The organism is Nonomuraea fuscirosea, assembly GCF_035917475.1.
Classification (GTDB): domain Bacteria; phylum Actinomycetota; class Actinomycetes; order Streptosporangiales; family Streptosporangiaceae; genus Nonomuraea; species Nonomuraea fuscirosea.
This window is the reverse complement of the sequence record NZ_CP109074.1, coordinates 9596813-9618135: the sequence shown is the minus strand read 5'-3', so window position 1 is coordinate 9618135 and position 21323 is coordinate 9596813. Positions and strand designations below refer to the sequence as shown.

Below are 21323 nucleotides of genomic sequence, written 5' to 3'. Positions count from 1 at the left end.
TCATGCCGCAGAATCGGCGGCCGAGGCCGACAGCTGCGCAAACGGGAGTCAATGACTGTGAACCACCTGACCATCAGCGCGTTCGACCTTCCCGCCCGACTCGCCCCCAAGGCGGACCCGGCGCTGATCGCCCGGGACGAGGAGCGGTTCGCGGCCATCGCGGAGAGCCTGGAGGCGTCGATCGCCGAGTTGTCTTCCCGCCTCGACGCCGAGCGGAAGGCGCCCGGCGGGCTCGGCAGGCAGGCGATGGACCGGGACCTGGAGGTGCACCGGCTGACCGCCCGCCTGCGCGCCCTGCGCCGCTTCGGCCTGGACCTGTGTCTCGGGCACATGGTCGGCGCGGACGACCCCGAGCCCGTCTACATCGGCCGGCTCGGCCTGACCGACAGCGCGGGGCGTCGGCTGCTGCTCGACTGGCGCTCACCCGCCGCCGAGCCGTTCTTCGGCGCCACCCACGCCAACCCGATGGGCCTGACCAGCCGCCGCAGGTACCGCTGGACCCGGGGCCGGATCAGCGACTACTGGGACGAGGTGTTCACCCCCGACGGGATCGAGGGACACGCCGCGCTCGACGACCAGTCCGCCTTCATCGCCAGCCTGGGCGGCAGCCGTTCGGCCCGGATGCGGGACGTGCTCGGCACCATCCAGGCCGACCAGGACGCCGTCATCCGCGCCGGATCGCGCGGCGCCCTCGTCGTGGACGGCGGCCCCGGCACGGGGAAGACCGTCGTCGCCCTGCACCGTTCCGCCTACCTCCTCTACTCCGATCCCCGTCTCGGCCACCGCAGGGGCGGCGTGCTGTTCGTCGGCCCGCACCAGCCGTACCTGGCGTACGTGGCCGACGTCCTGCCCAGCCTCGGGGAGGAGGGCGTACAACTTTGCACCTTGCGCGACCTCGTCGCCGAGGGCGCCACGGCGGCGATCGAGAACGACCCGGAGGTGGCCCGCCTGAAGTCGTCCGCCGAGATGGTGAAGGCGATCGAACCGGCCGTCAGGTTCTACGAGAACCCTCCGGCCGAGGGGATGACGGTCACCACTCCCTGGTCCGACCTCTGGCTGAGCCCCGAGGACTGGGCCGAGGCGTTCGAGGCGGCGGAGCCGGGCACGCCGCACAACGAGGCGCGCGAGCAGATCTGGGAAGAACTGCTCACGATCCTGATCGACAAGCGCGAGGAGGACGTCCCGGACGGCCTGCTGCGCACGTCGCTGCTGCGCAACAGGGAACTGCGCACGGCCTTCAACCGCGCCTGGCCGCTGATCGAAGCCGCTGACCTCGTCGGGGACCTGTGGTCGGTGCCCGCCTACCTGCGGATGTGCGCCCCCTGGCTCAGCCCCGACGAGGTCAGGCGGCTGCGACGTCCGGACGCCCAGGCCTGGACGCTGTCCGACCTGCCGCTCCTGGACGCGGCCAGGCAACGGCTCGGCGACCCGGAGGCCTCCCGGCGCCGGCGCCGGCACCAGGCCTCCCTCGCCGCCGAACGCGAGCGCATGGGCAAGGTCGTCGACGCCCTGATCGAGGCCGACCCCGACGGCGAGGGCCTGGTGACCATGCTGCACGGGGAGGACCTGCGCAACAGCCTGATCGAGGAGGGCACGCCGCCCGGCACCGAGCCCGATCTGCTCGCCGGGCCGTTCGCGCACGTCGTCGTGGACGAGGCTCAGGAGCTGACCGACGCGGAGTGGCAGATGCTGCTGCTGCGCTGCCCGTCCAGGAGCTTCACCATCGTCGGGGACCGGGCCCAGGCCAGGCACGGCTTCACGGAGTCGTGGCGGGAACGGCTGGAGCGGATCGGGCTCGACCGGATCGAACTGGCCTCACTGAGCATCAACTACCGCACGCCCGAGGAGATCATGGCCGAGGCGGAGCCGGTCATCAGGGCCGCGCTGCCCGACGCCAACGTGCCTGCCTCCATCCGCGCCGCCGGCGTCCCCGTCGGGTACGGATCCGTCGCGGAGCTGGGCCCGATCCTCGACGCCTGGCTCGCCGAGCACGCCGACGGGACCGCCTGCGTCATCGGCGATCCCACGTTCCAGGAGACGCCCCGCGTCCGGTCACTGACCCCCGAGCTGTCGAAGGGGCTGGAGTTCGACCTGGTCGTCCTCGTCGATCCGGAGCGGTTCGGGGAGGGCGTCCAGGGAGCGGTGGACCGGTACGTCGCGATGACCAGGGCGACCCGTCGACTCGTCGTCCTCACCGGCTCCTGACGCCTGGTCAGCGGTGGTGCGAGCCGTCCGCGCGACCGCACCTTCAAGGCCCTGGCGACCGGCCGATCGGTGGAGGCGGGTCAGCCGTCCGGTGGAGCGGCGGTTCAGCCGCCGTACCGGGCGCTCGGCCGATGTGCGGGCGGCCGCGGCGCTGGGACGGTGAGGGCACCCGGTCTTCAGGGGACCGGCGCCGGAAGGATGGGCATGAGTCAGTCGGAGCGAGACCAGGTGAGCCGCCGCAGGCTGCTGGCCGGCGCGGGAGTCGTGGCGGGCGGCGCGCTGGGCGCGGGGGTGACGGGTATGGCGATGGCGGACGCGGTCGCGAAAGCCACCGGCTCGGCCGGTGGAGCCCTCGGGCCGGGCGGCGCGGAGGAGTTCGGGCCGGTGCGGATCCGTCCCGGCGACCCCCGGTACGACGGGCTGCTGCGCGGCAACAACTTCCGCTTCGTGGGCCGGCCGGACGAGATCCGCGTGGTCGGCTCGACCGACCAGGTGGTACGCGCGGTGACGGAGGCGGTCCGCGCCGGACGGCGGATCGCGGTGCGCAGCGGCGGCCACTGCTTCGAGAACTTCACCGCCGACCCGGCGGTGCGCACGCTGATCGACCTCTCCCCGATGGACGCGGTCGGCTACGACCCGAAGATGAAGGCGTTCGCGGTGGAGCCCGGAGCCACGCTCGGGCAGGTCTACCGGACCCTGTTCAAGGGCTGGGGCGTGACGATCCCCGGCGGCAGCTGCCCGGCGGTGGGCGCGGGCGGGCACTTCGCGGGCGGCGGGTACGGCGCGCTGTCGCGCCGGTACGGCTCGGTGGTGGACCACCTGTACGGCGTGGAGGTCGTCGTGGCCGGCGCGGACGGCGCCGCCCGCGCGGTGGTCGCCACCCGCGAACCCGGTGACCCGAACCGCGACCTGTGGTGGGCGCACACCGGCGGTGGCGGCGGCAACTTCGGCGTGGTCACCAAGTACTGGTTGCGCTCGCCCGGCGCCACCGGCTCCGACCCGGCCGGGCTGCTCCCCGCCTCCCCCGCGGAGATGCTCGAACGCGTGGTCGCCTGGGCGTGGGAGGGCATGACCGAGGCGGCGTTCACCCGGCTGGTGCGCAACTTCGGCACCTGGCACGAGCACAACAGCGCGCCGGGCTCGCGCTCCGCCGGCGTCTACGCGATCCTGCTGCTGCCGCACCGCTCCGCCGGATACTTCTCGCTGGCCGTGCAGATCGACGCGGGCCTGCCCGGCGCGGACGGCCTGGTGAACGAGTTCGTCGCCGCGGTGACCGCGGGCACGGGTGTCGATCCCGTCGTCGACACCCGGGGGACGACGCCGTGGCTGCACAAGATGACCTGGCCCGGCACCGGCGAGGCCGGCGACGCGACCACCCGCCGGTACAAGAACAAGGCCGCCTACCTGCGGAAGTCGTTCACCGACCAGCAGCTCGCCGCCGTCCACCGCAACCTGACCGGCGCCACTGGGAACGGCAGCTCCGGCCTGCTGCTCATCGGGTACGGCGGCCAGGTGCGCGCGGTCGCGCCCGAGGCCACCGCGGTCGCCCAGCGCGACGTGGTGATGAAGGCGGTCTACTACACGACGTGGGCCGACGCGGCCGACGACGCGAGCAGCCTGGCCTGGGTGCGCGGCTTCTACCGCGACGTGTACGCCCGCACCGGAGGCGTGCCGGTGCCCGGCGAGGTCGACGACGGCTCGTACATCAACTATCCCGACGTGGACCTGATCGACCCGGAGTGGAACACCTCCGGCGTTCCCGGGCGCACCCTCTACTACAAGGACAACTACCCGCGCCTCCAGCGGATCAAGGCGCGCTGGGATCCGCGCGGCGTCTTCCGGCACGCGCTCAGCATCGAACTGCCCTGAGACGGGCCCGCCGGGCGCGGCTAGGTTGTGGGCAGGGACACGAGTGCGGGAGGAGCGCGGCGCATGGACGGTGCGGTCACCCGCCCGCCGCCGGTGGTGACGGGCGTCGTGCCGTACGCCCTGCTGGCGGTCCTGGCGGTCGTCACGGTGCCGATCAGGTGGGCGCATGGCACGTCCCCGGCCGTGGACCTGGCTCTGTGCGCGCTGACGGCGGTGTGGATGCTGGGCGGCTTCACGCTGCGGCCCGCCTGGCGGGAGCGCAGGCCGGCGATGGCGGTGTTCTTCGCCGGGCTGGTCGTGATCATGATGGTGCTGGTGGTCAGGGCGCCGTGGTTCGGGTTCTTCACGCCCGCCGGCTACATCTTCGCGTTCGAGGTGCTGCCCTGGCCGTGGCGGCAGGCCGGCGTCGCGTCGGTCGCGGTGGTGGCGGGCACGGCGCAGTCGTACGCGGTGGACATGAGCACCGTCATGGGACTGGTCACGTACGCCGCCGTGGTGGCCGCGAACGCGATCCCCATGTGCGCGTTCGCCTGGCACGCCCGGCGCGACGACCGGCGCAACGAGGAGCGCCTGCGCGCGCTCGAAGAGGCGCGCGAGGCCAACCGCAGGTTGGAGGAGACCCTGGCCGAGAACGCCGCCCTGCACGAGCGGCTGGTGGCGCGGGCCAGGGAGGCGGGCGTGCACGACGAGCGGCAGCGGATGGCCAGGGAGATCCACGACACGCTCGCGCAGGGCTTCACCGGCGTCATCAGCCAGCTCCGCGCGGCCGAGCAGGCCGGCGACGACCCGGCGGGCTGGCGCCGCCACCTCACCGCGGCGGCCGGGCTGGCCAGGGAGAGCCTGTCGGAGGCGCGGCGCTCGGTGGACGCGCTGCGCCCAGAGCCGCTGCGCGCGGCCCGGCTGGAGGAGGCGCTGGCGAGCGTGGCAGGCCGCTGGTCGGACCTGCACGGCGTCCCGGTACGGGTCACGACGACCGGCACGGCGCGGCCGATGCCGCCGGAGGCGGAGGTCGCGCTGCTGCGGGCCGCGCAGGAGGCGCTGGCCAACGTGGCCAAGCACGCCGGGGCGACCCGGGTGGGGCTGACCCTGTCATACCTGGAGGACGAGGTGGCGCTGGACGTGCGCGACGACGGAAGCGGCTTCGACCCGGCCCGGCTCGGGAGCGATGCCGCCCGCGCCGGGTTCGGGCTGGAGGCGATGCGGCAGCGGATCGAGGGGCTGTCCGGCACGTTGGCGGTCGAGTCGGAGCCGGGCGCCGGCACGGGCATCTCGGCCCGCGTGCCCGCCGCGCGTGAGGAGGCCTGCCCGTGATCAGACTGCTGGTCGTCGACGACCATCCGGTGGTCAGGGACGGGCTGAGCGGCATGTTCACCCGCGAACCCGACTTCGAGGTGGTCGGCGAGGCCGGCGACGGGGCGGAGGCGGTCCGGCTGGCCAGGTCGCTGCGGCCCGACGTGATCCTCATGGACCTGCGCATGCCGGGCACGGACGGCCTCGGCGCGATGCGGGAGCTGGCGCAGGACGGGGGTGGGGCGCGGGTGCTGGTGCTGACGACCTACGACACCGACAGCCACGTGCTGCCCGCGATCGAGGCCGGCGCCACCGGCTACCTGCTCAAGGACGCGCCCCGCGACGAGCTGCTGCGCGCGGTCCGGGCCACGGCGCGGGGCGAGGCGGTGCTCGCGCCGTCGGCGGCGGCGCTGCTGATGAGCCGGGTCCGCTCGTCCGCCACCGGGCCGCTCAGCCCGCGCGAGCTCGAAGTGCTCCAGCTCGTGGCTGCCGGGGCCACCAACCGGGAGGCGGCGGCGAAGCTGTTCGTCACCGAGGCGACGGTGAAGTCGCACCTGCTGAACATCTACGGCAAGCTCGGCGTCGGCGACCGGGCCGCCGCGGTCACCGAGGCGTTCAACCGGGGCCTGCTCGTCCCGCGCTCCCCCTGAGCGGCTGTCGGGTTTTCAGCGGATCTCGGCCATGACGCGTCGCATGTCGGAGACGGCGCGCAGGGTGCCGCCGAGGGTGCCGGTCACCTTCGAACGCCCGGTCCTCGGCAGGTAGTCCACCCGCACCTCGTCGATCCGCCAGCCGGCCGAGGCGGCGCGCAGCACCATCTCCAGCGGGTAGCCGAAGCGGCGGTCGGTCAGCGCGAGGTCCAGCAGCGCCAGGCGGTTCGCCGCCCGCATGGGGCCGAGGTCGTGCAGCGGCGCACCCGTACGGCGGCGCAGGTTCGCGGCCAGTACGGCGTTGCCCAGCCGCGCGTGCCGGGGCCAGGCGCCCGCGCCCCGGGGCGTACGCCGCCCCATGACCAGGTCGGCGCGCCCTTCGAGCACCGGGTCGGCCACCCGGGGCAGCTGGCCGGGGTCGAGCGAGGCGTCGGCGTCCATGAAGCAGACCAGGTCAGCGGTGGCGGCGAGCAGCCCGGCATGGCAGGCGGCGCCGAAACCGCGTGCCGGCTCGTGCACCACCCGCGCGCCGAAGTCGGCGGCGACCTCGGCCGACCGGTCCGTGGAGCCGTTGTCGACCACGATCGGCCGGTAGCCGGCGGGCATGCGGCCGAGCACCCAGCCGAGCGCGTCCTCCTCGTTCAGGCAGGGCAGAATCACGTCCACCGTCATGATCGGCGGGCCTCCTCGTTGCGGCGGTGCGGGGTCGGATCGGGTCTCGGAGTCGTTCACATCGGATCGAGGCTCGGACTCGTTCGTGCGGGGCTCGGGGCGGGGCTCACGACCAGGCGAACTCCTTCACGCCCGCCTCGAAGCCGATCTCGGCGTGGAAGCCGAGCTCGGTCCTGGCCCTGGCGGCCGAGGCGACGATGTGGCGGACGTCGCCGAGCCGGTAGGCGCCGGTCACCTGCGGCTCGGGCCCGCCCCGCTCGGCCGCCAGCGCGGCGGCCATGTCGCCCACGGTGTGCGGGGTGCCGGAGGCGATGTTCCAGGCCCGCAGCTCACCGGCCGGCACGGTCGCCGGAACCGCCGCCGGCACAACAGTCGGCACAGCAGTCGGCTCAGTCGTCGGCTCGGTCGGCTCGGTCGCCGACATGGCCGCGAGGTTGGCCCTGGCCACGTCCCTGACGTGCACGAAGTCCCGCCGCTGGCGGCCGTCCTCGAACACCTTCGGTGCCCGGCCCGCCTCCAGCTCGGAGCGGAAGATCGCGGCCACCCCGGCGTAGGGCGTGTCGCGCGGCATGCGCGGCCCGTAGACGTTGTGGTACCGCAGCGCCGCCACGCGTCCGCCGGTCTGCCTGGCCCAGTTGGCGGCCAGGTGCTCCTGCGCGAGCTTGCTGGTGGCGTAGGCGTTGCGCGGATCGGGCCGGGCGTCCTCGTCGATCTCGGCACTGGTCAGCGGCGCGCCGCAGCGCGGGCACGGCGGCTCGAACCGGCCGCCCTCCAGGTCGTCCACGGTCCGCGGCCCCGGCCGGACCCGGCCGTGCTCGGCGCACTCGTAGCGGCCCTCGCCGTAGATCACCATCGAGGAGGCCAGCACCAGCCGGCCGATCCCGTGCCTGGCCATGGCGGCGAGCAGGACCGCCGTGCCGTACACGTTGACGCGGGCGTAGTCGGGCAGGTCGGAGACGTCCACGCCGAGCCCGACCTTGGCCGCCTGGTGCACCACGACGTCCGCGCCGGGCAGCAGCGCGTCGAGGACGTCCGGGTCCAGGACGTCCTGGCCGTTGCGCAGGTCGAGACCGACGACGTCGTGATGCGCCGCCTCCAGTGCCTCGGCCACGTGCCCGCCGATGAAACCGGCCGAGCCGGTGACCAACACTCTCATGCCGCCGACGCTAGGCCGCCGGACCGCTCGCCATAAGGGACGTTCGCAGTTCGTAAGGCTTCTTACGGAGATCGAACGGGGAGCGCACAGGCGGCCGCGAACGGGGCCGCGGATGCGAGGCTGCCGCCTGTGAGCCGGAACACGTACGTGACAGGGGCGGTGCTCGTCCTCCTGGCGGCCACCGTGGCCGGGATGGTGACGGGGCCGCCCCGCCTGGGCTGGTACCTGGCCGCCTGGGCGCTGTTCTGCGCGGCTCTGTGGCTGTCCAGGCGGGTGCCGGAGCGGCGGCTGACCGCGCTCGTCGTCGGCGGCGGGATCCTGCTGGCCGCCATCGGGCTGGTGGCGCCGCCGAGCAGCAGCACCGACTCCTTCCGGTACGTCTGGGACGGCAAGGTGCAGGCCGCGGGCATCTCGCCCTACGACCACCCGCCGTCCGACCCGGCGCTGGCCGGGCTGCGCGACGGGTGGCTCTTCCCCGCCGACTGCGCCGGGCCCGGTCTCTACCCGCTGCCGGACGGCGGCTGCACCCGGATCAACCGCCCCACCGTCCCGACGATCTATCCGCCGCTCGCCCAGGGTTACTTCCTGCTGGTGCACTGGCTGTCGCCGGAGGGGTCGCGGCACAAGGCCCTCCAGCTCGGCGGCTGGGTGATGGCCGTGCTCACACTGCTCACGCTGTGCCGGCTGGCGGGCGCGCGGCGGGCGGCGCTCTGGGCGTGGTGCCCCGCCGTGCCGGTCGAGGCGGTGAACAACGCGCACGTCGACATGGTGGGCGTGCTGCTGGTGGCGCTGGCCTTCTGGACCGTACGGTGGCGCGGCGGGCCGCCGGTCGCACAGGCGTCCGGGGCGCTGGGGGGACTCTGGGCGCGCGGGGCGCTGCTGGGCGGCGCCGTGGCGGCCAAGCTGCTGCCCGCGACGGCGCTCGTGGGCTCGCTGTCCGGCGTGCTGGCGAACGGGGTGGCGTGGCGGCGGCTGCTCCGGGTCGGGGTGCCGGCGGCGGCCGTGGTCGGGCTGTCGTACGTGCCTTACGTGCTGGCATCGGGCCCCGCGGTGGCGGGTTACCTGCCCGGCTACCTCCAGGAGGAGCGCTACGAGGGCGGCGGCAACCGTTACCTGGTCCTGCGGCTGCTCCTGCCGGACGCGTGGGCGCCGTACGCGGCGATCGGGGTCCTGGCGCTGGTCATCCTGGCCGTCCTGCGGTACGGCCGCCAGGAGCGGCCCTGGCTGGGCGCGCTGGTCGTCAGCGGCTCGCTGCTGCTGCTGTTCACCCCCGGCTACTCCTGGTACGCGCTGCTGGTCGTCGCGCTGGCCGCCATGACGGGCCGGTGGGAGTGGCTGGGCGCGGCCCTGGCGGGCGCCATCGCCTACGTGGACGGCCCGATGGGCGCCGGCATCCTCGCAACCGTTCTCTACGCCGCGGCCGTGGTGGCCGTGCTGATCGGCTGGGCCGTACGCCGCCCCAGTGGAAGGACTGAGCACGCTGAGCATTCCCGATCATCTGCCCCAGATCCTGATCATCGCCAAGGAACCGGTGCCCGGCCGGGTCAAGACCCGGCTGACCCCGCCGTTCAGTCAGGAGGAGGCCGCGGCGCTGGCGCTGGCCTCGCTCCGTGACAGCCTGCGGGCGGTGGCGGCGACGCCGGCCACGCAGCGGGTGCTGGCCCTGGACGGCCTGCCGGGCGGTTGGCTGCCGGAGGAGTTCGTGGTGATCCCGCAGCGCGGCGACGGCCTGGACGAGCGCCTGGCCGCGGCCTTCTCCGACACGCACCGGCTGCGGCCGGGCCCGATCGTGCTGATCGGCATGGACACCCCGCAGGTCACGCCGGAGCTGCTGAACGAGGCGGGGGAGGCGCTGTCGGAGCACGACGCGGTCTACGGCCCGGCCGCCGACGGCGGGTTCTGGCTGCTCGGCCTGCGCAGGCCCGACCCGGAGCTGCTGCTGGGGGTGCCCATGTCGCATCCGGAGACCGGCAAGTTCCAGCTCGACCGGCTGGACCGCGCGGAACTGACCGTCCACCAGCTGCCCGAGTTGATCGACGTCGACACGGCGGCGGACGCCGACGCGGTGGCCGCGCAGGCGCCCGCGTCCTGCTTCGCCGCCGAACTGAGGAGGCTGGGCCGATGATCGGCGAGCTGTACGCCGACGCGCTCGCCGGGGAGAGCGCCGAGATCGAGTACGTGGACGGCACCCGCGTCACGCTGGAGGCAGCGCGCTGGTTCGAGCCGATCGACGGGGACGAGGAGCTGCTGAGCCGGTGCGCCAGTCCGACGCTGGACATCGGCTCGGGCCCAGGACGCCTGACGGCGGCGCTGACCCGTCGCGGCGTCACCTCGCTCGGCATCGACATCACGCCGCGCGCCGTCGCGCTGACCCGCCGCGCCGGCGGGTTCGCCCTGCTCCGTGACGTGTTCGACGACATTCCCGGCAGCGGCCGCTGGGCCACCGCGCTGCTCGCCGACGGCAACATCGGCATCGGTGGCAACCCCGAGACGCTGCTGCGCCGGGTCAGGCAGCTCATCAGGCCCGGCGGCACGGTCCTGGCCGAGGTGGCGCCGCCGGGAACGCGCAGCCGGGTGGACCGGGTCCGGCTGCGCAGAGGGCAGCTGGCCGGCGAGTGGTTCGCCTGGGCGACGGTCTCGGCGAGCGACCTGCCTCGGGTGGCGCGGGCGGGCGGCTTCGACGGCGCCGACCACTGGAACGCCGACGGCCGCTGGCTGGCTCGCCTGTACTGAGATCGATGAGGAGGGCGGCTGATGGGACGGGGCCTGATGGGGATCGGGGCATGCCGATGGCGCGACGGTGGTGGGCCGCCGCGCCGCCGGAGATCCGCCCAGAGGGTCAGCTCGCGCTACAGGAGACCGTGGGCCAGGTGTAGTTGCCGTTGTGCTGGATCGTCACCCCCCAGTTGTTCCCGCTGCCGTTGGGTCTGGCGCTCAGCACCTGGGCGCTCGGATAACTGGCGCTGGTGTTCCAGGTGGCCAGGACCTTCGCCGGGGACGGCACGTTCATCGTGACGGTCCAGTTGCTCGAACCGCTGACGGCGACGTTGAGGTTGTACCGGTCGCTCCACTGCTGACCGGCGGAGAGCGTCGCGGTGCAGCCACCGCCGCCTCCTCCTCCTCCTCCTCCACCGCCGCCACCGCCGCCGCCACCGCCACCACCGCCGCCACCGGAGCCGCCGATCGTGATGTTGGAGCTGCCGCTGCTCTGGTAACCCTCGGTCGCCATGATCATGTAGTCGTGGTTGCCCAGGCTCATGCCGTTGCGGGCCCAGGCGTCGAAGTGGTTGCCGGCGGTGATGGTGCCGCCGGTCTTCTTCGACTGCCGTACGCTCCAGTACTGGTTGAAGGTCCTGGTGCCCTCGATCGAGGGGGCGTTGTAGCGGGTGGTCTGGTAGATGTCGTACGTGCCGCCGTCACTGGTGACCGTGCCCTTGTACGTCCCCGTGGGCCGGTAGGTGCCCCAGTTGTCGACGATGTAGTACTCCACCAGCGGATTCCTGGTCCACCCGTAGAGGGTCAGGTAGGCGTTCCCCGACGGGTTGAAACTGCCCGAGTAGCTGACGGTCCTCCGTCCGCCGGGGTTCCAGCCCTTGCCGGCGACGAAGTTGCCGGTGTTGCGCCAGGACGTGCTGTAGTTGCCGCCGGATCCGAGATCCATGGAGACCGTTCCGGCACTGTCGGTCCAGAACGAGTAGAAGTAGCCGTTGTTGGTGCCGGTCTGGTTGGAGCTGATGGGAGCCGCGTGGGCGATGCCGGGCGTCATCGCCGTGGCCGCGACGAGGGCGACGACGCAGACGCGGCTGACGAGCCGTCTGACGCGGCCCTTCGAGGGAGCGGGGGAGTCGTTCATGTGACGGTGCTACCTCCCGTCGATGTCGAAACTATCGGCGTTTCGGCGAAAGTATCGGCCCGGTTTTCCGAGGCTGTCAACGAAGCCCGTCAAGGTGTGCGATCCCGCTCTGGTCAGGGGTGTCGCAGGGTCGTGAAAGTTTCAAGAATGATCCGAAAATTGCCGTTGCGTACGTACGTGTCAATCAACCGAACGGTGGGTTCCAGGATCCGCCGCAGCCACCCCTGACGGTGGCCGTCGGGACGATTCGCCCAGGACGCCGCCGGAAGATCCTTGAGTCATGTCAGTCATCGAGGTCACCGGCCTCACCAAGAGGTACGCGGCTCAGACGGTCCTGGACGGGGTGTCGTTCTCCGTCGAAGAGGGCGAGATCTTCGGCATCCTCGGCCCCAACGGTGCCGGCAAGACCACCGCCGTCGAATGCGTCGAAGGGCTCAGGCGGCCCGACGGCGGAACCGTCCGCGTCCTCGGGCTCGACCCGGGCACGGACGACCGGACGCTGCGCGAGCAGATCGGCGTGCAACTGCAGCACACCCAGCTGCCGGAGAACATCAAGGTCTGGGAGGCGCTCGACCTGTACGCCTCCTTCTACGCCGCCCCGCGCGACTGGCGTGAGCTGGTCGAGCAGTGGGGGCTGGCCGACAAGCGCGACGCCCGCTTCGGCAAGCTGTCAGGAGGTCAGAAGCAGCGGCTGTTCATCGCTCTGGCGCTGGTCGGCAACCCCCGGGTGGCCTTCCTCGACGAGCTGACCACGGGCCTCGACCCGCAGGCGCGCCGGGTCACCTGGGAGCTGATCAAGCGGGTCCGCGCGAACGGCGTGACCGTGGTGCTGGTCAGTCACTTCATGGACGAGGTCGAGGAGCTGTGCGACCGGGTCGCGGTGTTCGACCGGGGGCGCATCGTGGCCGTCGACAGCCCGGACGGGCTCATCGAGGGCACCGGCGCCGAGCACCAGATGAGGTTCACCCTGATGGCGCCGGCCGACCCGCGGACGCTGCTCGGCGACGTGCCGGGGGTGTCGGGCGTGACCAGGGACGGCGACCGGGTGGTCGTCACCGGCAGGGGCGACTTCGCCACCGCCGTCACGGCCCGGCTCGCCCGCCACCACGTCCTGGTCAGCGACCTGCGCATCGACAAGCGCACGCTCGACGACGCCTTTCTCGCCCTCACCGGCCGTACCTGGGAGAACTGACATGACCGCGCTCGCCAAACTCACCACCGTCGAGCTGAAGCTCCTGGCCCGGGAGCCGGGCTCGCTGTTCACGGTGCTCATCCCGCTGTTCATCCTGGTCATCTTCGGCAGCTCGATCGAGCCGGGCGACACCGTGCTGCTGCCCATGGCGCTGGCCATCGCCGTCGGGTTGGTCGGGCTGTACATGCTGCCGACGACGTTGGCGACGTACCGGGAGAGGGGGATCCTGCGACGGCTGTCCACGACGCCGCTGCGGCCGGGGAACATGCTGGCGGTGCAACTGCTGCTGCAGCTCGTCCTCACCGTCGTCACCTGCGGGCTGCTGCTGGCCGTCGGCGTGAACGTGCTGGGCGCGCGCCCGCCGGGCGCGGTGTGGGCGTTCGTGGTGACCATTGTGCTGGGCACGGCGGCGATGTTCTCGATCGGGCTGCTCATCGCCGCCCTCGCCGCGAACGGGCGCAGCGCGAACGGGATCGGCGTGCTGCTGTACTTCCCGATGGCCTACCTGGCCGGGCTGATGCAGCCGGTGGACCAGATGCCGGTGCTGCTGGCGCGGATCGGTGCGTACACTCCGTTGGGCGCCTTCCGGCAGTCGTTGCAGGACGTCTGGACGGGCGGCGCGCCGAGCCTGCCACTGCTGGCGGTGATGACCTGCTACGCGGCGGTGCTGAGCGTGGCCGCGGCCAGATTCTTCCGTTGGGAGTGAGCGTGACGAGGCTGGACCGGTGGGAGCGGCACCTGCAGCGGTACATGAGCGCCGTCCCCTACCTCCTGCTCGCCGTCTCCACCGCGCTCTACCTGCTCACCGAGCAGGGCGACGGCTGGGGCGAGCGGCTGGTCACGCTCGGCCTGGCGGCGCTTTCCGCCGCCTGGACGGGCCTCATGTCGCGCGGCCCGATGAAGGCCCTGTACGTCACCGGCCTGATCGTGCTGATCGCGGTGCTGAGCCTGCGGAGCGTCTGGTTCGCCAGCTTCTTCGGTTTCGTCGGCCACCTCCACTCCTGGCAGTACCTCCAGGGCAGGTGGCGCTTCGCGGGCGTGAGCGCCACCGCCGCCGTCACGGTCGCGGCCTACAGCGGCGGCCTGCCCGAGCCCACCCCGGCGGGCATCCTCACCTTCTTGTTCTTCACCGCCACCATCGTGGCCCTGGTCGGGCTGTTCAGCTTCGTCGGGGAGATCACCGCCGAGCGCAGCGCCGAGCGGAAGAAGATGGTCACCCGGCTGGAGGAGGCGATGCGTGAGAACGCGGGGCTGCACGCCCAGCTCCTGGTCCAGGCCAGAGAGGCGGGGGTCATGGACGAGCGGCAGCGGATGGCGGGCGAGATCCACGACACGCTCGCGCAGGGGCTGACCGGCATCATCACCCAGCTCCAGGCGGCCACGCAGGCCAAGGACGACGAGAGCGCGCGCGAGCGGCACATCGGCCACGCCATGCGGCTGGCCAAGGAGGGGCTGTCCGAGGCGCGCAGGTCCATCCACGCCGTCGCGCCAGGACCGCTGGAGTCCGCGCCGCTGCCCGACGCCCTGGCCGAGGTCGCGGCCGAGTGGTCGGCGCTGAACTCCGTAGCGGCCGAAGTGCACACGACTGGTACGGTCCGTCCCATGCATCCCGAGGTCGAGGAGACCCTGCTGCGCACGGCCCAGGAGGCGCTGGCCAACGTGGCCAAGCACGCGGGGGCCGGTCGGGTCGGGCTGACGTTGTCGTACATGGAGGACGTGGTCGCGCTCGACGTGCGCGACGACGGCGCCGGCTTCGACCTCGATCGGGTACGCGAGGGCGGCGGCTATGGCCTGACCTCGATGCGCAGGCGGGTGACGCGGCTGGCGGGCGCGCTGGAGATCGAGTCCGAGCCCGGCGCCGGCACCGCGATCTCCGCCAGCGTGCCCGCCGTGCCCAGGGAGGTCCCGCGCACTGAGATCTCCGAGGCCGGCGAGGTCTCGCGCGCCGCCAGGGAGGTCCCGCGCGCCGAGACCCCCGTGACCAACGAGGTTGGGCGTGACTGAGGCCCCCGTGCGGCTGCTGATCGCCGACGATCATCCCGTCGTCCGCGACGGCATCCGCGGCATGTTCACCGGCGACCCCGGCTTCGAGGTGCTGGGCGAGGCGGGCGACGGGGCCCAGGCCGTGGACCTGGCCCGCGTGCTCGACCCCGACGTCATCCTGATGGACCTGCGCATGCCCAGGATGGACGGCGTCGCGGCGATCAAGGAGCTGGCCAGGCTGGGGGTGCGGGCTCGTGTCCTCGTGCTGACGACGTACGACACCGACAAGGACGTGCTGCCGGCCGTCGAGGCCGGCGCGACCGGCTACCTGCTCAAGGACACGAGCCGGGACGAGCTGGTCCGCGCCGTGCGCGCGGCGGCGAGGGGCGAGGCCGTGCTGTCGCCTTCGGTGGCCACCCGCCTGCTCGGCCAGGTCCGCGCCCCCGCCGACCCGCTGAGCGCACGGGAGCTGGAGGTGCTGCGCCTGATCGCCGACGGCGCGACCAACCGCGAGGCCGCCGCCCGCCTGTTCATCAGCGAGGCCACGGTCAAGAGCCACGTCCTGCACATCTACGCCAAGCTCGGCGTCAACGACCGCGCGGCGGCCGTCGCGGTCGCCTTCCGCCGCGGCCTGCTGAGTACCGACAAAGACTGAAACGGCTGGCTAGCATGCGCCGTATGAACGAGCCACAGCCCGTCACCCTGCCCCACGGCGCCGACCTGCGCTGTGACACCTGCCAGAACGAGCTGTTTGAACAGCACCGTTGGAAGCTCCAGACCACCGGCATGACGTTCATGAACCTCGACTGGGCCAACCGCGACGCCTCCTGCTTCGTGTGCACGGTCTGCCGCCGCATCCACTGGTTCCATCTCTGAGACGGTCTGCCGGGGGTCGCTTCTGTACAAGACCCCGGCGGCCGGCCGGGAGCTGAGGCGCTGCCGTACGCGCAAAATATGTCCAAGTTTCCACCTGTTACTGATTCTTCGTCCCTTTCCTGGGCAGGCCACGGTCGAGTGACCCGGTCATGGCCATGGGGAAGGAACGCCGATCATGTCGAACACGTTGCGGATCGCTTGTGCCGTGCTCGCCGGCTATTACCTCGGACGACGCAGGAAGCTGCGCATGGCCGCGGCCTTGGCCGCCGCCGGGCTGGCCGGCCGGGCCAAGGGCGGCAAGGGCGGGGGCCTGCTGGCCCAGGGGATCAAGGTGCTGGGTTCGTCCCCGGAGGTCGGGCAGCTCACCGACCGGCTGCGCGGCGACCTCATGGAGGTGGGCAAGGCCGCCGCGGTGGCCGCCACCAGCAGGAAGATGGACTCCCTGAGCGACAAGCTGCACGAACGCGCCGAAGCGCTGCGCACCCCTGACGAAGGTGCGGCGAAGCAGAACGGCGCGGCGAGCCAGAACGGGGAGACGGACCAGGGCGAGACAGACCAGAACGGCGGTACAGACCGAAACGGCGAGACGGACCAGAACGGCGAGACGGACCAGAACGGCGAGGCTGAGCAGAACGGGCAGGCCAAGCCGGGTGCCGCGGGGAAGCGGAGCGGTGCCGCCAAGCCGGGCGGCGAGGCGAAGCCCACGGGGGTGAACGGCCGTGGCTGAGAACAAGGCGAGCCGGGTCGGCAACCCGGTCGGCGCGGCCGGCCGAGGTCTGGGCGGCGCGGCCAAGAGGGTCACCGGCGCGACCAGAGGCGTGACCGGCGCGGCCAAGGACACCGGCGAGCAGGCGGCCGGAGCAGCGAAGGACACCGGCGGCCAGGCGGCCGGAGCGGCGCAGGGCACGGTGCAGAAGGCGGCGGGAGCCGCGAAGAACGTCGGCCAGGGCGTGGCGGGGACGGCCAAGGCGGCCGGAAAGGGACTTCTCGCCGCACTGCCCACCGAACGGCTCACCCAGGAGGCGCAGAACCTGCTGCATGCCGCCGGCGCCCGGCTGCTCGCCAAGGCGGGCGACAAGATCGAGGGCCTCACCGGCCGGCTGTCGGAGTACGCGGCGAGCGGCGGCGAAGGCGGAAAGGGCCTGATCGGCACGCTGACCGGGTCGGACAAGTCAGGTGGTGGCGGCGGGGTCATGGGTGAAGTCGTCAAGGGCGGCCTCAAAGGCGGCCTCAAAGGCATCATGCAGAAGATCACCGGCGGCAAGGGCGCGAAGGGCGGCTTCGAGAAGGTCACCAACATCGTCGAGACGATCGACGTCGGAGCGCCCCGCCGCCTCGTGTACGACCAGTGGACCCAGTTCCAGGACTTCCCGACCTTCATGAAGAAGGTGGAGACCGTCAAGCAGGAGTCCGACGAGGACCTGATGTGGAAGGCGCAGGTCTTCTGGTCGCACCGCAACTGGAAGGCCCACATCATCGAGCAGCTTCCCGACCAGCGGATCATCTGGCGGTCCGAGGGCCAGAAGGGCTACGTCGACGGGGCGGTGACGTTCCACGAGCTGAGCGAGGATCTCACCCGGATCCTGGTGGTGCTGGAGTACCACCCACAGGGGCTGTTCGAACGTACCGGCAACCTGTGGCGCGCCCAGGGACGGCGGGTCCGGCTGGAGCTCAAGCACTTCAGACGGCACGTGATGGCGCACCTCCTGCTGAATCCCGATGACCTTGAGGGCTGGCGCGGCGAGATCCGCGACAGCGAGGTCGTCAAGGACCACGAGACGGCCATGGAGGAGGAACGCGCCGCCCAGGAGGAGGAAGAGGGCGCAGAAGAGGACGAGGGCGCCGAGGCGACCGGCGAACGCGCGGAAGCCGAAGAGGGCGAAGGCGAGGGAGAAGAGGGAGAAGAGGAGGAAGGCGAAGAGCCGGAAGAGGGCGAAGGCGAGGAAGCCCGCCAGACGACCGCCGAAGACGAGCAGAGCACCGAGGACGAAGAGTCAGAGGCCGGAGAGGGCGAAGAGCCGGAAGGCGGCGACCAAGAAGGCAGCGAAGAGCAACAAGGTAGCGAGGACCAAAAGGGCAGCGAGGGCGAAGGCGACGAAGAAAGCGAGGCCGGAGAAAAGCCGCCAACCGGAAAGCAACGCACCTGGGACAAGCCCACGTCCCGCTCAGGCCGCAGCCCCAGAATTCCCCGCCGCATGCCCATCCGCCGCCGCCGATCCGAGTAGCGCCAAGGCCCGACGCGAGCACCCGCGACCCAAGGCCGGTCACCGCGCCCCGAGGCCGGGTGCCGCGCACCCCGAGTCCTGGCACCGGAAGCCCGGCACCCGGGGACCGCGACCCGAGGACCAGCGCTCGCGCCGCGCGGGTCGGAACAGAGGTCCGAAGGTCGCCAGCGTAAGGCGGTGGCCTGGCGGGACAGTGGGTGCATGAGCACTGTGGCCGAGTCGCATGTCCCCCTTGAGCCGAACATCCTCTATTTCGGCACCCCCGTCGTCCTGGTCTCCTCCATGAACGAGGACGGCACACCCAACCTGGCCCCCATGTCGTCCGCGTTCTGGCTCGGCTGGCGGGCGGTGCTGGGGTGGGGCGCGCGGTCGCAGACGGCGCGGAACCTGCTCAGGACCGGCGAGTGCGTGCTGAACCTCCCGTCCGACGCCCTCGCCCCCGCCGTCGACCGGCTGGCGCTGACGACCGGGTCGGATCCCGTCCCCGAGGGCAAGGCGCGGCGCGGATACCGGTACGTGGGGGACAAGTTCCGGCGGGCCGGGCTGACCGAGGTGCCGTCGGAGACGGTGAAGGCGCCGCGTGTGGCCGAGTGCCCGGTCGCCATGGAGGCCGTGGTCGAACGCTGCCATCCGGTGGGCGACGAGGGCGGGGTGCTGGCGTTCGAGGTGCGGGTGCGGCGGGTCTGGGTGCACGAGGAGATCCGCCTGGCGGGCAGCGACGACCACATCGACCCCGACGCGTGGCGACCGCTGATCATGAGCTTCCAGAAGTTGTACGGTCTGGGCCCCCAGGTGCACCCCTCCACGCTCGCCCAGATCCCCGAGCACCTCTACCGCCCCGACGCGGACCTCGAACGCGCCCGCACCACCTGATCGCCCGCGCCGGCAACGCCCGATGGGCCGTGCGCGCGACGCCTGATCGGCCGCGCGGAAGGCTAACCCGCCAGCAGGGCCAGCCAGGTGCGGCCGGCGCAGACGCGTTCGATCTCGGACCGGGCCAGCCAGTCCGCATGGGTGCTCTCCGATCCGGCGGGCGGCCGCGTCGGAGCGCCCGGTGCCGGGAGCGCGGCCCGGAACATCGCCATGTACGCCAGCGCCGGATACCGGTAGGAGGCGGGCGGCGGCTCCAGGAGTTCGATGCGCTGCCAGGCGAAGATCGACAGGGCTGAGGGCGGCAGGTGGAGGCCGGTCTCCTCGTACAGCTCCCGGGAGGCCGCGTCCACCGCGCTCTCGCCCGGCTCCAGGTGGCCGCCCGGGATGTCCCAGCCGCGTCCCTCCCGGCCGACGCACGTCATGAGCGTCCGCCCGCCCTCGTCCGACACGAACGCGAACGCCGACGTCGTCCGTTCGGCCGGAGGAAGGGACTCGGAGAGGATCACGTCGAGGCGGTGCGCCACCGGGATCCAGGGCACCGTCTCGGTCGCCAGCACGAAGGTCATGCCTCACTGTCATCCGCACGGGAAACCGCTGTCAAAGCGAGGGCGCCGAATGCCGGGACGCGCTCGCGTCAGACGCCCAGGCGCGGCGCGTCGGACGCGCTCCCCGTCAGACGCCCTGGCGCAGGGCGCGGTTGCCCAGGTAGAGGCCGATCGCGGCGACGGCGCAGGCGGCGGCGGTGCCGTACAGGACCGAGGGGGAGGTCAGATCCCCGGCGAACAGGGCCCGCTGCGCGTCCACGATGTAGGTGATCGGGTTGAGCTGCCCGGCGGCCCGCAGCCAGCCGGGTGCGGACTCCAGCGGCAGCAGCACGCCGGAGAGCAGCAGCAGCGGAAAGACGATCGACTGGCTGACGATGTAGAACAGGGTGCCGCCGGGCGCCGACTTGATGGCCAGCACGAACGAGAACGCGCCCAGCCCCACGCCGAAGAGCACCAGTTGCGCCAGCCCGGCCACGACCCCGGCCGCGTGCAGCTCGAAGCCGAGCGGGATGGCCAGGGCGATGATCAGCACCGCCTGCACGAGCAGGGTCAGCATGGCCTTGGCGCTCTTGCCTACCAGCATCGCGGTGCGGTTGAGCGGCGTGACCAGCAGCCGCTCCATCGCGCCGCCGATCAGCTCGACCAGCAGCGTGTATCCGGCGCTCATGGGCCCGGTCAGGCACATCATGACCAGGATCCCCGGCACGAACCACTGCCAGGACGAGCCCACGGCCCCGTCCAGCAGCGACCCGAACAGGAACAGGAACAGCAGCGGCTGCCCCATCTCGAACAGCAGCCCGGCGGGGTTGCGCAGGCTCGGCCGGAACTCGCGGGTGAAGACGGTGGCGGTGTCACGCAGGAATGTCGTCATCGGTGAGGCTTCTCCCGGTCAGGGTGAGGAACACGTCGTCGAGGGTGGGGCGGATGGTCTCGGCGGTCTTGACCTTGATGCCGGCGGCGTCGAGGCCGCGCAGGTAGTCGGGCAGGGTGGCGGTCGCCCCGGCGACCCGGAGGCGCACGGTGACGCCGTCCGCGCTGCCGCCGCCGATCTCGGCGGCCCGCGCGGCCTCCCGCTCAGTTGCCGTGGTGATGACGATGTGGTCGCCGGCCAGGTCGTTCTTGAGCTGCTCGGCGGTGCCGTCCGCGATGATCCGGCCGCCGTCGATGATCACCACCCGTTCCGCCATGTTGTCGGCCTCCTCCAGGTAGTGGGTGGTCAGGAACAAGGTCGTCCCGTACGTCGCGCGCAGGCGCAGGATGTGCTCCCAGATCTCCGCGCGGCTCTTCGGGTCGAGGCCGGTGGACGGCTCGTCGAGGAAGAGCAGGTCGGGTCGGTGGATGAGGCCGAGGGCGATGTCCAGGCGGCGGCGCTGCCCGCCGGACAGCGTGCCGGGCACCCGCCTGGCCAGCGGCGCCAGGTCGAGCAGGTCGAGCAGCTCGTCGGCGCGGGCGGCCGCCTCCTTCCGCCGCAGGCCGTAGCAGCGGCCCTGGGTGACCAGCTCGTCGCGGACGTGGAACTCCTCACCCGCGCTGTTGCGCTGGCCGACGTTGCCGATGCGGGACCGTACGGCTGCGGGGTCGCGGGCCACGTCGTGACCGGCCACCGTGGCGGTGCCGGAGGTGGGCGGCAGGAGGGTGGTGAGCATGCGAAGGGTGGTGGATTTGCCCGCGCCGTTCGGCCCCAGGAAGGCGACGAGCTGACCGGCCTCCACGTCGAGGTCGATGCCGCGAACGGCCTCCACGGCCTCCTTCTTCATCGTGAACACGCGGGTCAGGCCCCGGGCATGGATCATGATCGGCCTCCTCCAGGCATGACGAAGAAACCCCTGGTCGGGGGCGCTTTCGAAGGATCGGACTAAGTCTGGGCAGCTTCGGGCGGCTTTGGCAAACGTGAACATGACTTACACATACGGCTCTGACCTGCGAGAACGCCG

General features: G+C 72.2%; 21 protein-coding genes. 15 read left to right on the top strand and 6 right to left on the bottom strand.

Annotated features, from left to right (window positions below):
• The first annotated feature begins 51 nt into the window (after window positions 1-51).
• The 4 genes from helR to OIE67_RS43940 all read left to right on the top strand — a co-directional run bounded on the left by helR (window position 52) and on the right by OIE67_RS43940 (window position 6014).
• On the top strand, window positions 52-2205 hold the full coding sequence (helR, locus tag OIE67_RS43955) for an RNA polymerase recycling motor ATPase HelR (RefSeq protein ID WP_326631695.1): 2154 nt from the start codon (window positions 52-54) through the stop codon (window positions 2203-2205).
• Between the two features lie 204 nt (window positions 2206-2409).
• Window positions 2410-4074, top strand: a complete 1665-nt coding sequence (locus OIE67_RS43950; RefSeq protein ID WP_326631693.1) for an FAD-binding oxidoreductase — start codon at window positions 2410-2412, stop codon at window positions 4072-4074.
• Between the two features lie 63 nt (window positions 4075-4137).
• Window positions 4138-5385, top strand: coding sequence for a sensor histidine kinase (locus OIE67_RS43945; protein WP_326631691.1), 1248 nt, complete (start codon window positions 4138-4140; stop codon window positions 5383-5385).
• The gene (locus tag OIE67_RS43940) at window positions 5382-6014 is read left to right on the top strand and encodes a response regulator transcription factor (protein WP_326631689.1); all 633 of its coding nucleotides are present in this window, start codon (window positions 5382-5384) and stop codon (window positions 6012-6014) included. Before OIE67_RS43945 ends, OIE67_RS43940 begins: the two co-directional genes overlap by 4 nt.
• 15 nt (window positions 6015-6029) lie before the next feature.
• Here the strand turns inward: OIE67_RS43940 and OIE67_RS43935 are convergent, their stop codons facing one another.
• Together OIE67_RS43935 and OIE67_RS43930 are read right to left on the bottom strand one after the other, a co-directional pair.
• On the bottom strand, window positions 6030-6686 hold the full coding sequence (locus OIE67_RS43935; RefSeq protein WP_326631687.1) for a glycosyltransferase family 2 protein: 657 nt from the start codon (window positions 6684-6686) through the stop codon (window positions 6030-6032).
• A 106-nt stretch (window positions 6687-6792) separates the two neighbouring features.
• Entirely contained in the window at window positions 6793-7842 is a 1050-nt protein-coding gene (locus tag OIE67_RS43930) for an NAD-dependent epimerase/dehydratase family protein (RefSeq protein ID WP_326631685.1), read from the bottom strand.
• A gap of 129 nt (window positions 7843-7971) precedes the next feature.
• On the opposite strand from OIE67_RS43930, the gene OIE67_RS43925 reads away from it, so the two are divergent.
• The 3 genes from OIE67_RS43925 to OIE67_RS43915 are packed head-to-tail and all read left to right on the top strand — an operon-like array spanning window position 7972 to window position 10575.
• Window positions 7972-9456, top strand: coding sequence for a glycosyltransferase 87 family protein (locus OIE67_RS43925; RefSeq protein ID WP_326631681.1), 1485 nt, complete (start codon window positions 7972-7974; stop codon window positions 9454-9456).
• A complete protein-coding gene (locus tag OIE67_RS43920) occupies window positions 9374-9967 on the top strand; it encodes a TIGR04282 family arsenosugar biosynthesis glycosyltransferase (protein ID WP_326631679.1) in 594 nt (197 codons plus the stop codon). Before OIE67_RS43925 ends, OIE67_RS43920 begins: the two co-directional genes overlap by 83 nt.
• The gene (locus OIE67_RS43915; RefSeq protein WP_106243761.1) at window positions 9964-10575 is read left to right on the top strand and encodes a class I SAM-dependent methyltransferase; all 612 of its coding nucleotides are present in this window, start codon (window positions 9964-9966) and stop codon (window positions 10573-10575) included. Before OIE67_RS43920 ends, OIE67_RS43915 begins: the two co-directional genes overlap by 4 nt.
• 106 nt (window positions 10576-10681) lie before the next feature.
• Here the strand turns inward: OIE67_RS43915 and OIE67_RS43910 are convergent, their stop codons facing one another.
• Entirely contained in the window at window positions 10682-11695 is a 1014-nt protein-coding gene (locus OIE67_RS43910) for a glycoside hydrolase family 11 protein (protein ID WP_326631678.1), read from the bottom strand.
• Window positions 11696-11975: 280 nt separating this feature from the next.
• On the opposite strand from OIE67_RS43910, the gene OIE67_RS43905 reads away from it, so the two are divergent.
• The 8 genes from OIE67_RS43905 to OIE67_RS43870 all read left to right on the top strand — a co-directional run bounded on the left by OIE67_RS43905 (window position 11976) and on the right by OIE67_RS43870 (window position 18844).
• On the top strand, window positions 11976-12887 hold the full coding sequence (locus OIE67_RS43905) for an ABC transporter ATP-binding protein (protein ID WP_326631676.1): 912 nt from the start codon (window positions 11976-11978) through the stop codon (window positions 12885-12887).
• A gap of 1 nt (window position 12888) precedes the next feature.
• A complete protein-coding gene (locus tag OIE67_RS43900) occupies window positions 12889-13593 on the top strand; it encodes an ABC transporter permease (RefSeq protein WP_326631675.1) in 705 nt (234 codons plus the stop codon).
• Window positions 13594-13595: 2 nt separating this feature from the next.
• Window positions 13596-14891 carry a sensor histidine kinase gene (locus tag OIE67_RS43895; RefSeq protein WP_326631673.1) on the top strand — a complete coding sequence of 432 codons (1296 nt, stop codon included), beginning with the start codon at window positions 13596-13598 and terminating at the stop codon, window positions 14889-14891.
• Window positions 14884-15525, top strand: coding sequence for a response regulator (locus OIE67_RS43890; protein WP_106243769.1), 642 nt, complete (start codon window positions 14884-14886; stop codon window positions 15523-15525). Before OIE67_RS43895 ends, OIE67_RS43890 begins: the two co-directional genes overlap by 8 nt.
• 23 nt (window positions 15526-15548) lie before the next feature.
• Window positions 15549-15746: a hypothetical protein gene (locus OIE67_RS43885; RefSeq protein ID WP_326631670.1), complete on the top strand. Its 198-nt coding sequence runs from the start codon at window positions 15549-15551 to the stop codon at window positions 15744-15746.
• A gap of 175 nt (window positions 15747-15921) precedes the next feature.
• On the top strand, window positions 15922-16473 hold the full coding sequence (locus tag OIE67_RS43880) for a hypothetical protein (RefSeq protein ID WP_326631668.1): 552 nt from the start codon (window positions 15922-15924) through the stop codon (window positions 16471-16473).
• Window positions 16474-16564: 91 nt separating this feature from the next.
• On the top strand, window positions 16565-17971 hold the full coding sequence (locus tag OIE67_RS43875; RefSeq protein ID WP_326631666.1) for an SRPBCC family protein: 1407 nt from the start codon (window positions 16565-16567) through the stop codon (window positions 17969-17971).
• Between the two features lie 201 nt (window positions 17972-18172).
• Window positions 18173-18844, top strand: a complete 672-nt coding sequence (locus OIE67_RS43870) for a flavin reductase family protein (protein ID WP_326631665.1) — start codon at window positions 18173-18175, stop codon at window positions 18842-18844.
• A gap of 62 nt (window positions 18845-18906) precedes the next feature.
• On the opposite strand, the gene OIE67_RS43865 is transcribed toward OIE67_RS43870, so the two are convergent.
• The 3 genes from OIE67_RS43865 to OIE67_RS43855 form a co-directional block, all read right to left on the bottom strand.
• Complete coding sequence (locus OIE67_RS43865) at window positions 18907-19410, bottom strand: NUDIX hydrolase (RefSeq protein WP_326631663.1); 504 nt, start codon at window positions 19408-19410, stop codon at window positions 18907-18909.
• A gap of 106 nt (window positions 19411-19516) precedes the next feature.
• The gene (locus OIE67_RS43860) at window positions 19517-20260 is read right to left on the bottom strand and encodes an ABC transporter permease (RefSeq protein WP_326631661.1); all 744 of its coding nucleotides are present in this window, start codon (window positions 20258-20260) and stop codon (window positions 19517-19519) included.
• Window positions 20241-21182, bottom strand: a complete 942-nt coding sequence (locus tag OIE67_RS43855; protein WP_326631659.1) for an ATP-binding cassette domain-containing protein — start codon at window positions 21180-21182, stop codon at window positions 20241-20243. The genes OIE67_RS43860 and OIE67_RS43855 overlap by 20 nt, the downstream gene beginning before the upstream one ends.
• Window positions 21183-21323: the final 141 nt, after the last annotated feature.

Bases quoted from the DNA above. Each gene is read 5' to 3' on its own strand.
- helR (WP_326631695.1), top strand. From the start codon at position 52: ATGACTGTGAACCACCTGACCATCAGCGCGTTCGACCTTCCCGCCCGA.
- OIE67_RS43950 (WP_326631693.1), top strand. From the start codon at position 2,410: ATGAGTCAGTCGGAGCGAGACCAGGTGAGCCGCCGCAGGCTGCTGGCC.
- OIE67_RS43945 (WP_326631691.1), top strand. From the start codon at position 4,138: ATGGACGGTGCGGTCACCCGCCCGCCGCCGGTGGTGACGGGCGTCGTG.
- OIE67_RS43935 (WP_326631687.1), bottom strand. From the start codon at position 6,686: ATGACGGTGGACGTGATTCTGCCCTGCCTGAACGAGGAGGACGCGCTC.
- OIE67_RS43930 (WP_326631685.1), bottom strand. From the start codon at position 7,842: ATGAGAGTGTTGGTCACCGGCTCGGCCGGTTTCATCGGCGGGCACGTG.
- OIE67_RS43915 (WP_106243761.1), top strand. From the start codon at position 9,964: ATGATCGGCGAGCTGTACGCCGACGCGCTCGCCGGGGAGAGCGCCGAG.
- OIE67_RS43910 (WP_326631678.1), bottom strand. From the start codon at position 11,695: ATGAACGACTCCCCCGCTCCCTCGAAGGGCCGCGTCAGACGGCTCGTC.
- OIE67_RS43905 (WP_326631676.1), top strand. From the start codon at position 11,976: ATGTCAGTCATCGAGGTCACCGGCCTCACCAAGAGGTACGCGGCTCAG.
- OIE67_RS43900 (WP_326631675.1), top strand. From the start codon at position 12,889: ATGACCGCGCTCGCCAAACTCACCACCGTCGAGCTGAAGCTCCTGGCC.
- OIE67_RS43885 (WP_326631670.1), top strand. From the start codon at position 15,549: ATGAACGAGCCACAGCCCGTCACCCTGCCCCACGGCGCCGACCTGCGC.
- OIE67_RS43880 (WP_326631668.1), top strand. From the start codon at position 15,922: ATGTCGAACACGTTGCGGATCGCTTGTGCCGTGCTCGCCGGCTATTAC.
- OIE67_RS43870 (WP_326631665.1), top strand. From the start codon at position 18,173: ATGAGCACTGTGGCCGAGTCGCATGTCCCCCTTGAGCCGAACATCCTC.
- OIE67_RS43865 (WP_326631663.1), bottom strand. From the start codon at position 19,410: ATGACCTTCGTGCTGGCGACCGAGACGGTGCCCTGGATCCCGGTGGCG.
- OIE67_RS43860 (WP_326631661.1), bottom strand. From the start codon at position 20,260: ATGACGACATTCCTGCGTGACACCGCCACCGTCTTCACCCGCGAGTTC.
- OIE67_RS43855 (WP_326631659.1), bottom strand. From the start codon at position 21,182: ATGATCCATGCCCGGGGCCTGACCCGCGTGTTCACGATGAAGAAGGAG.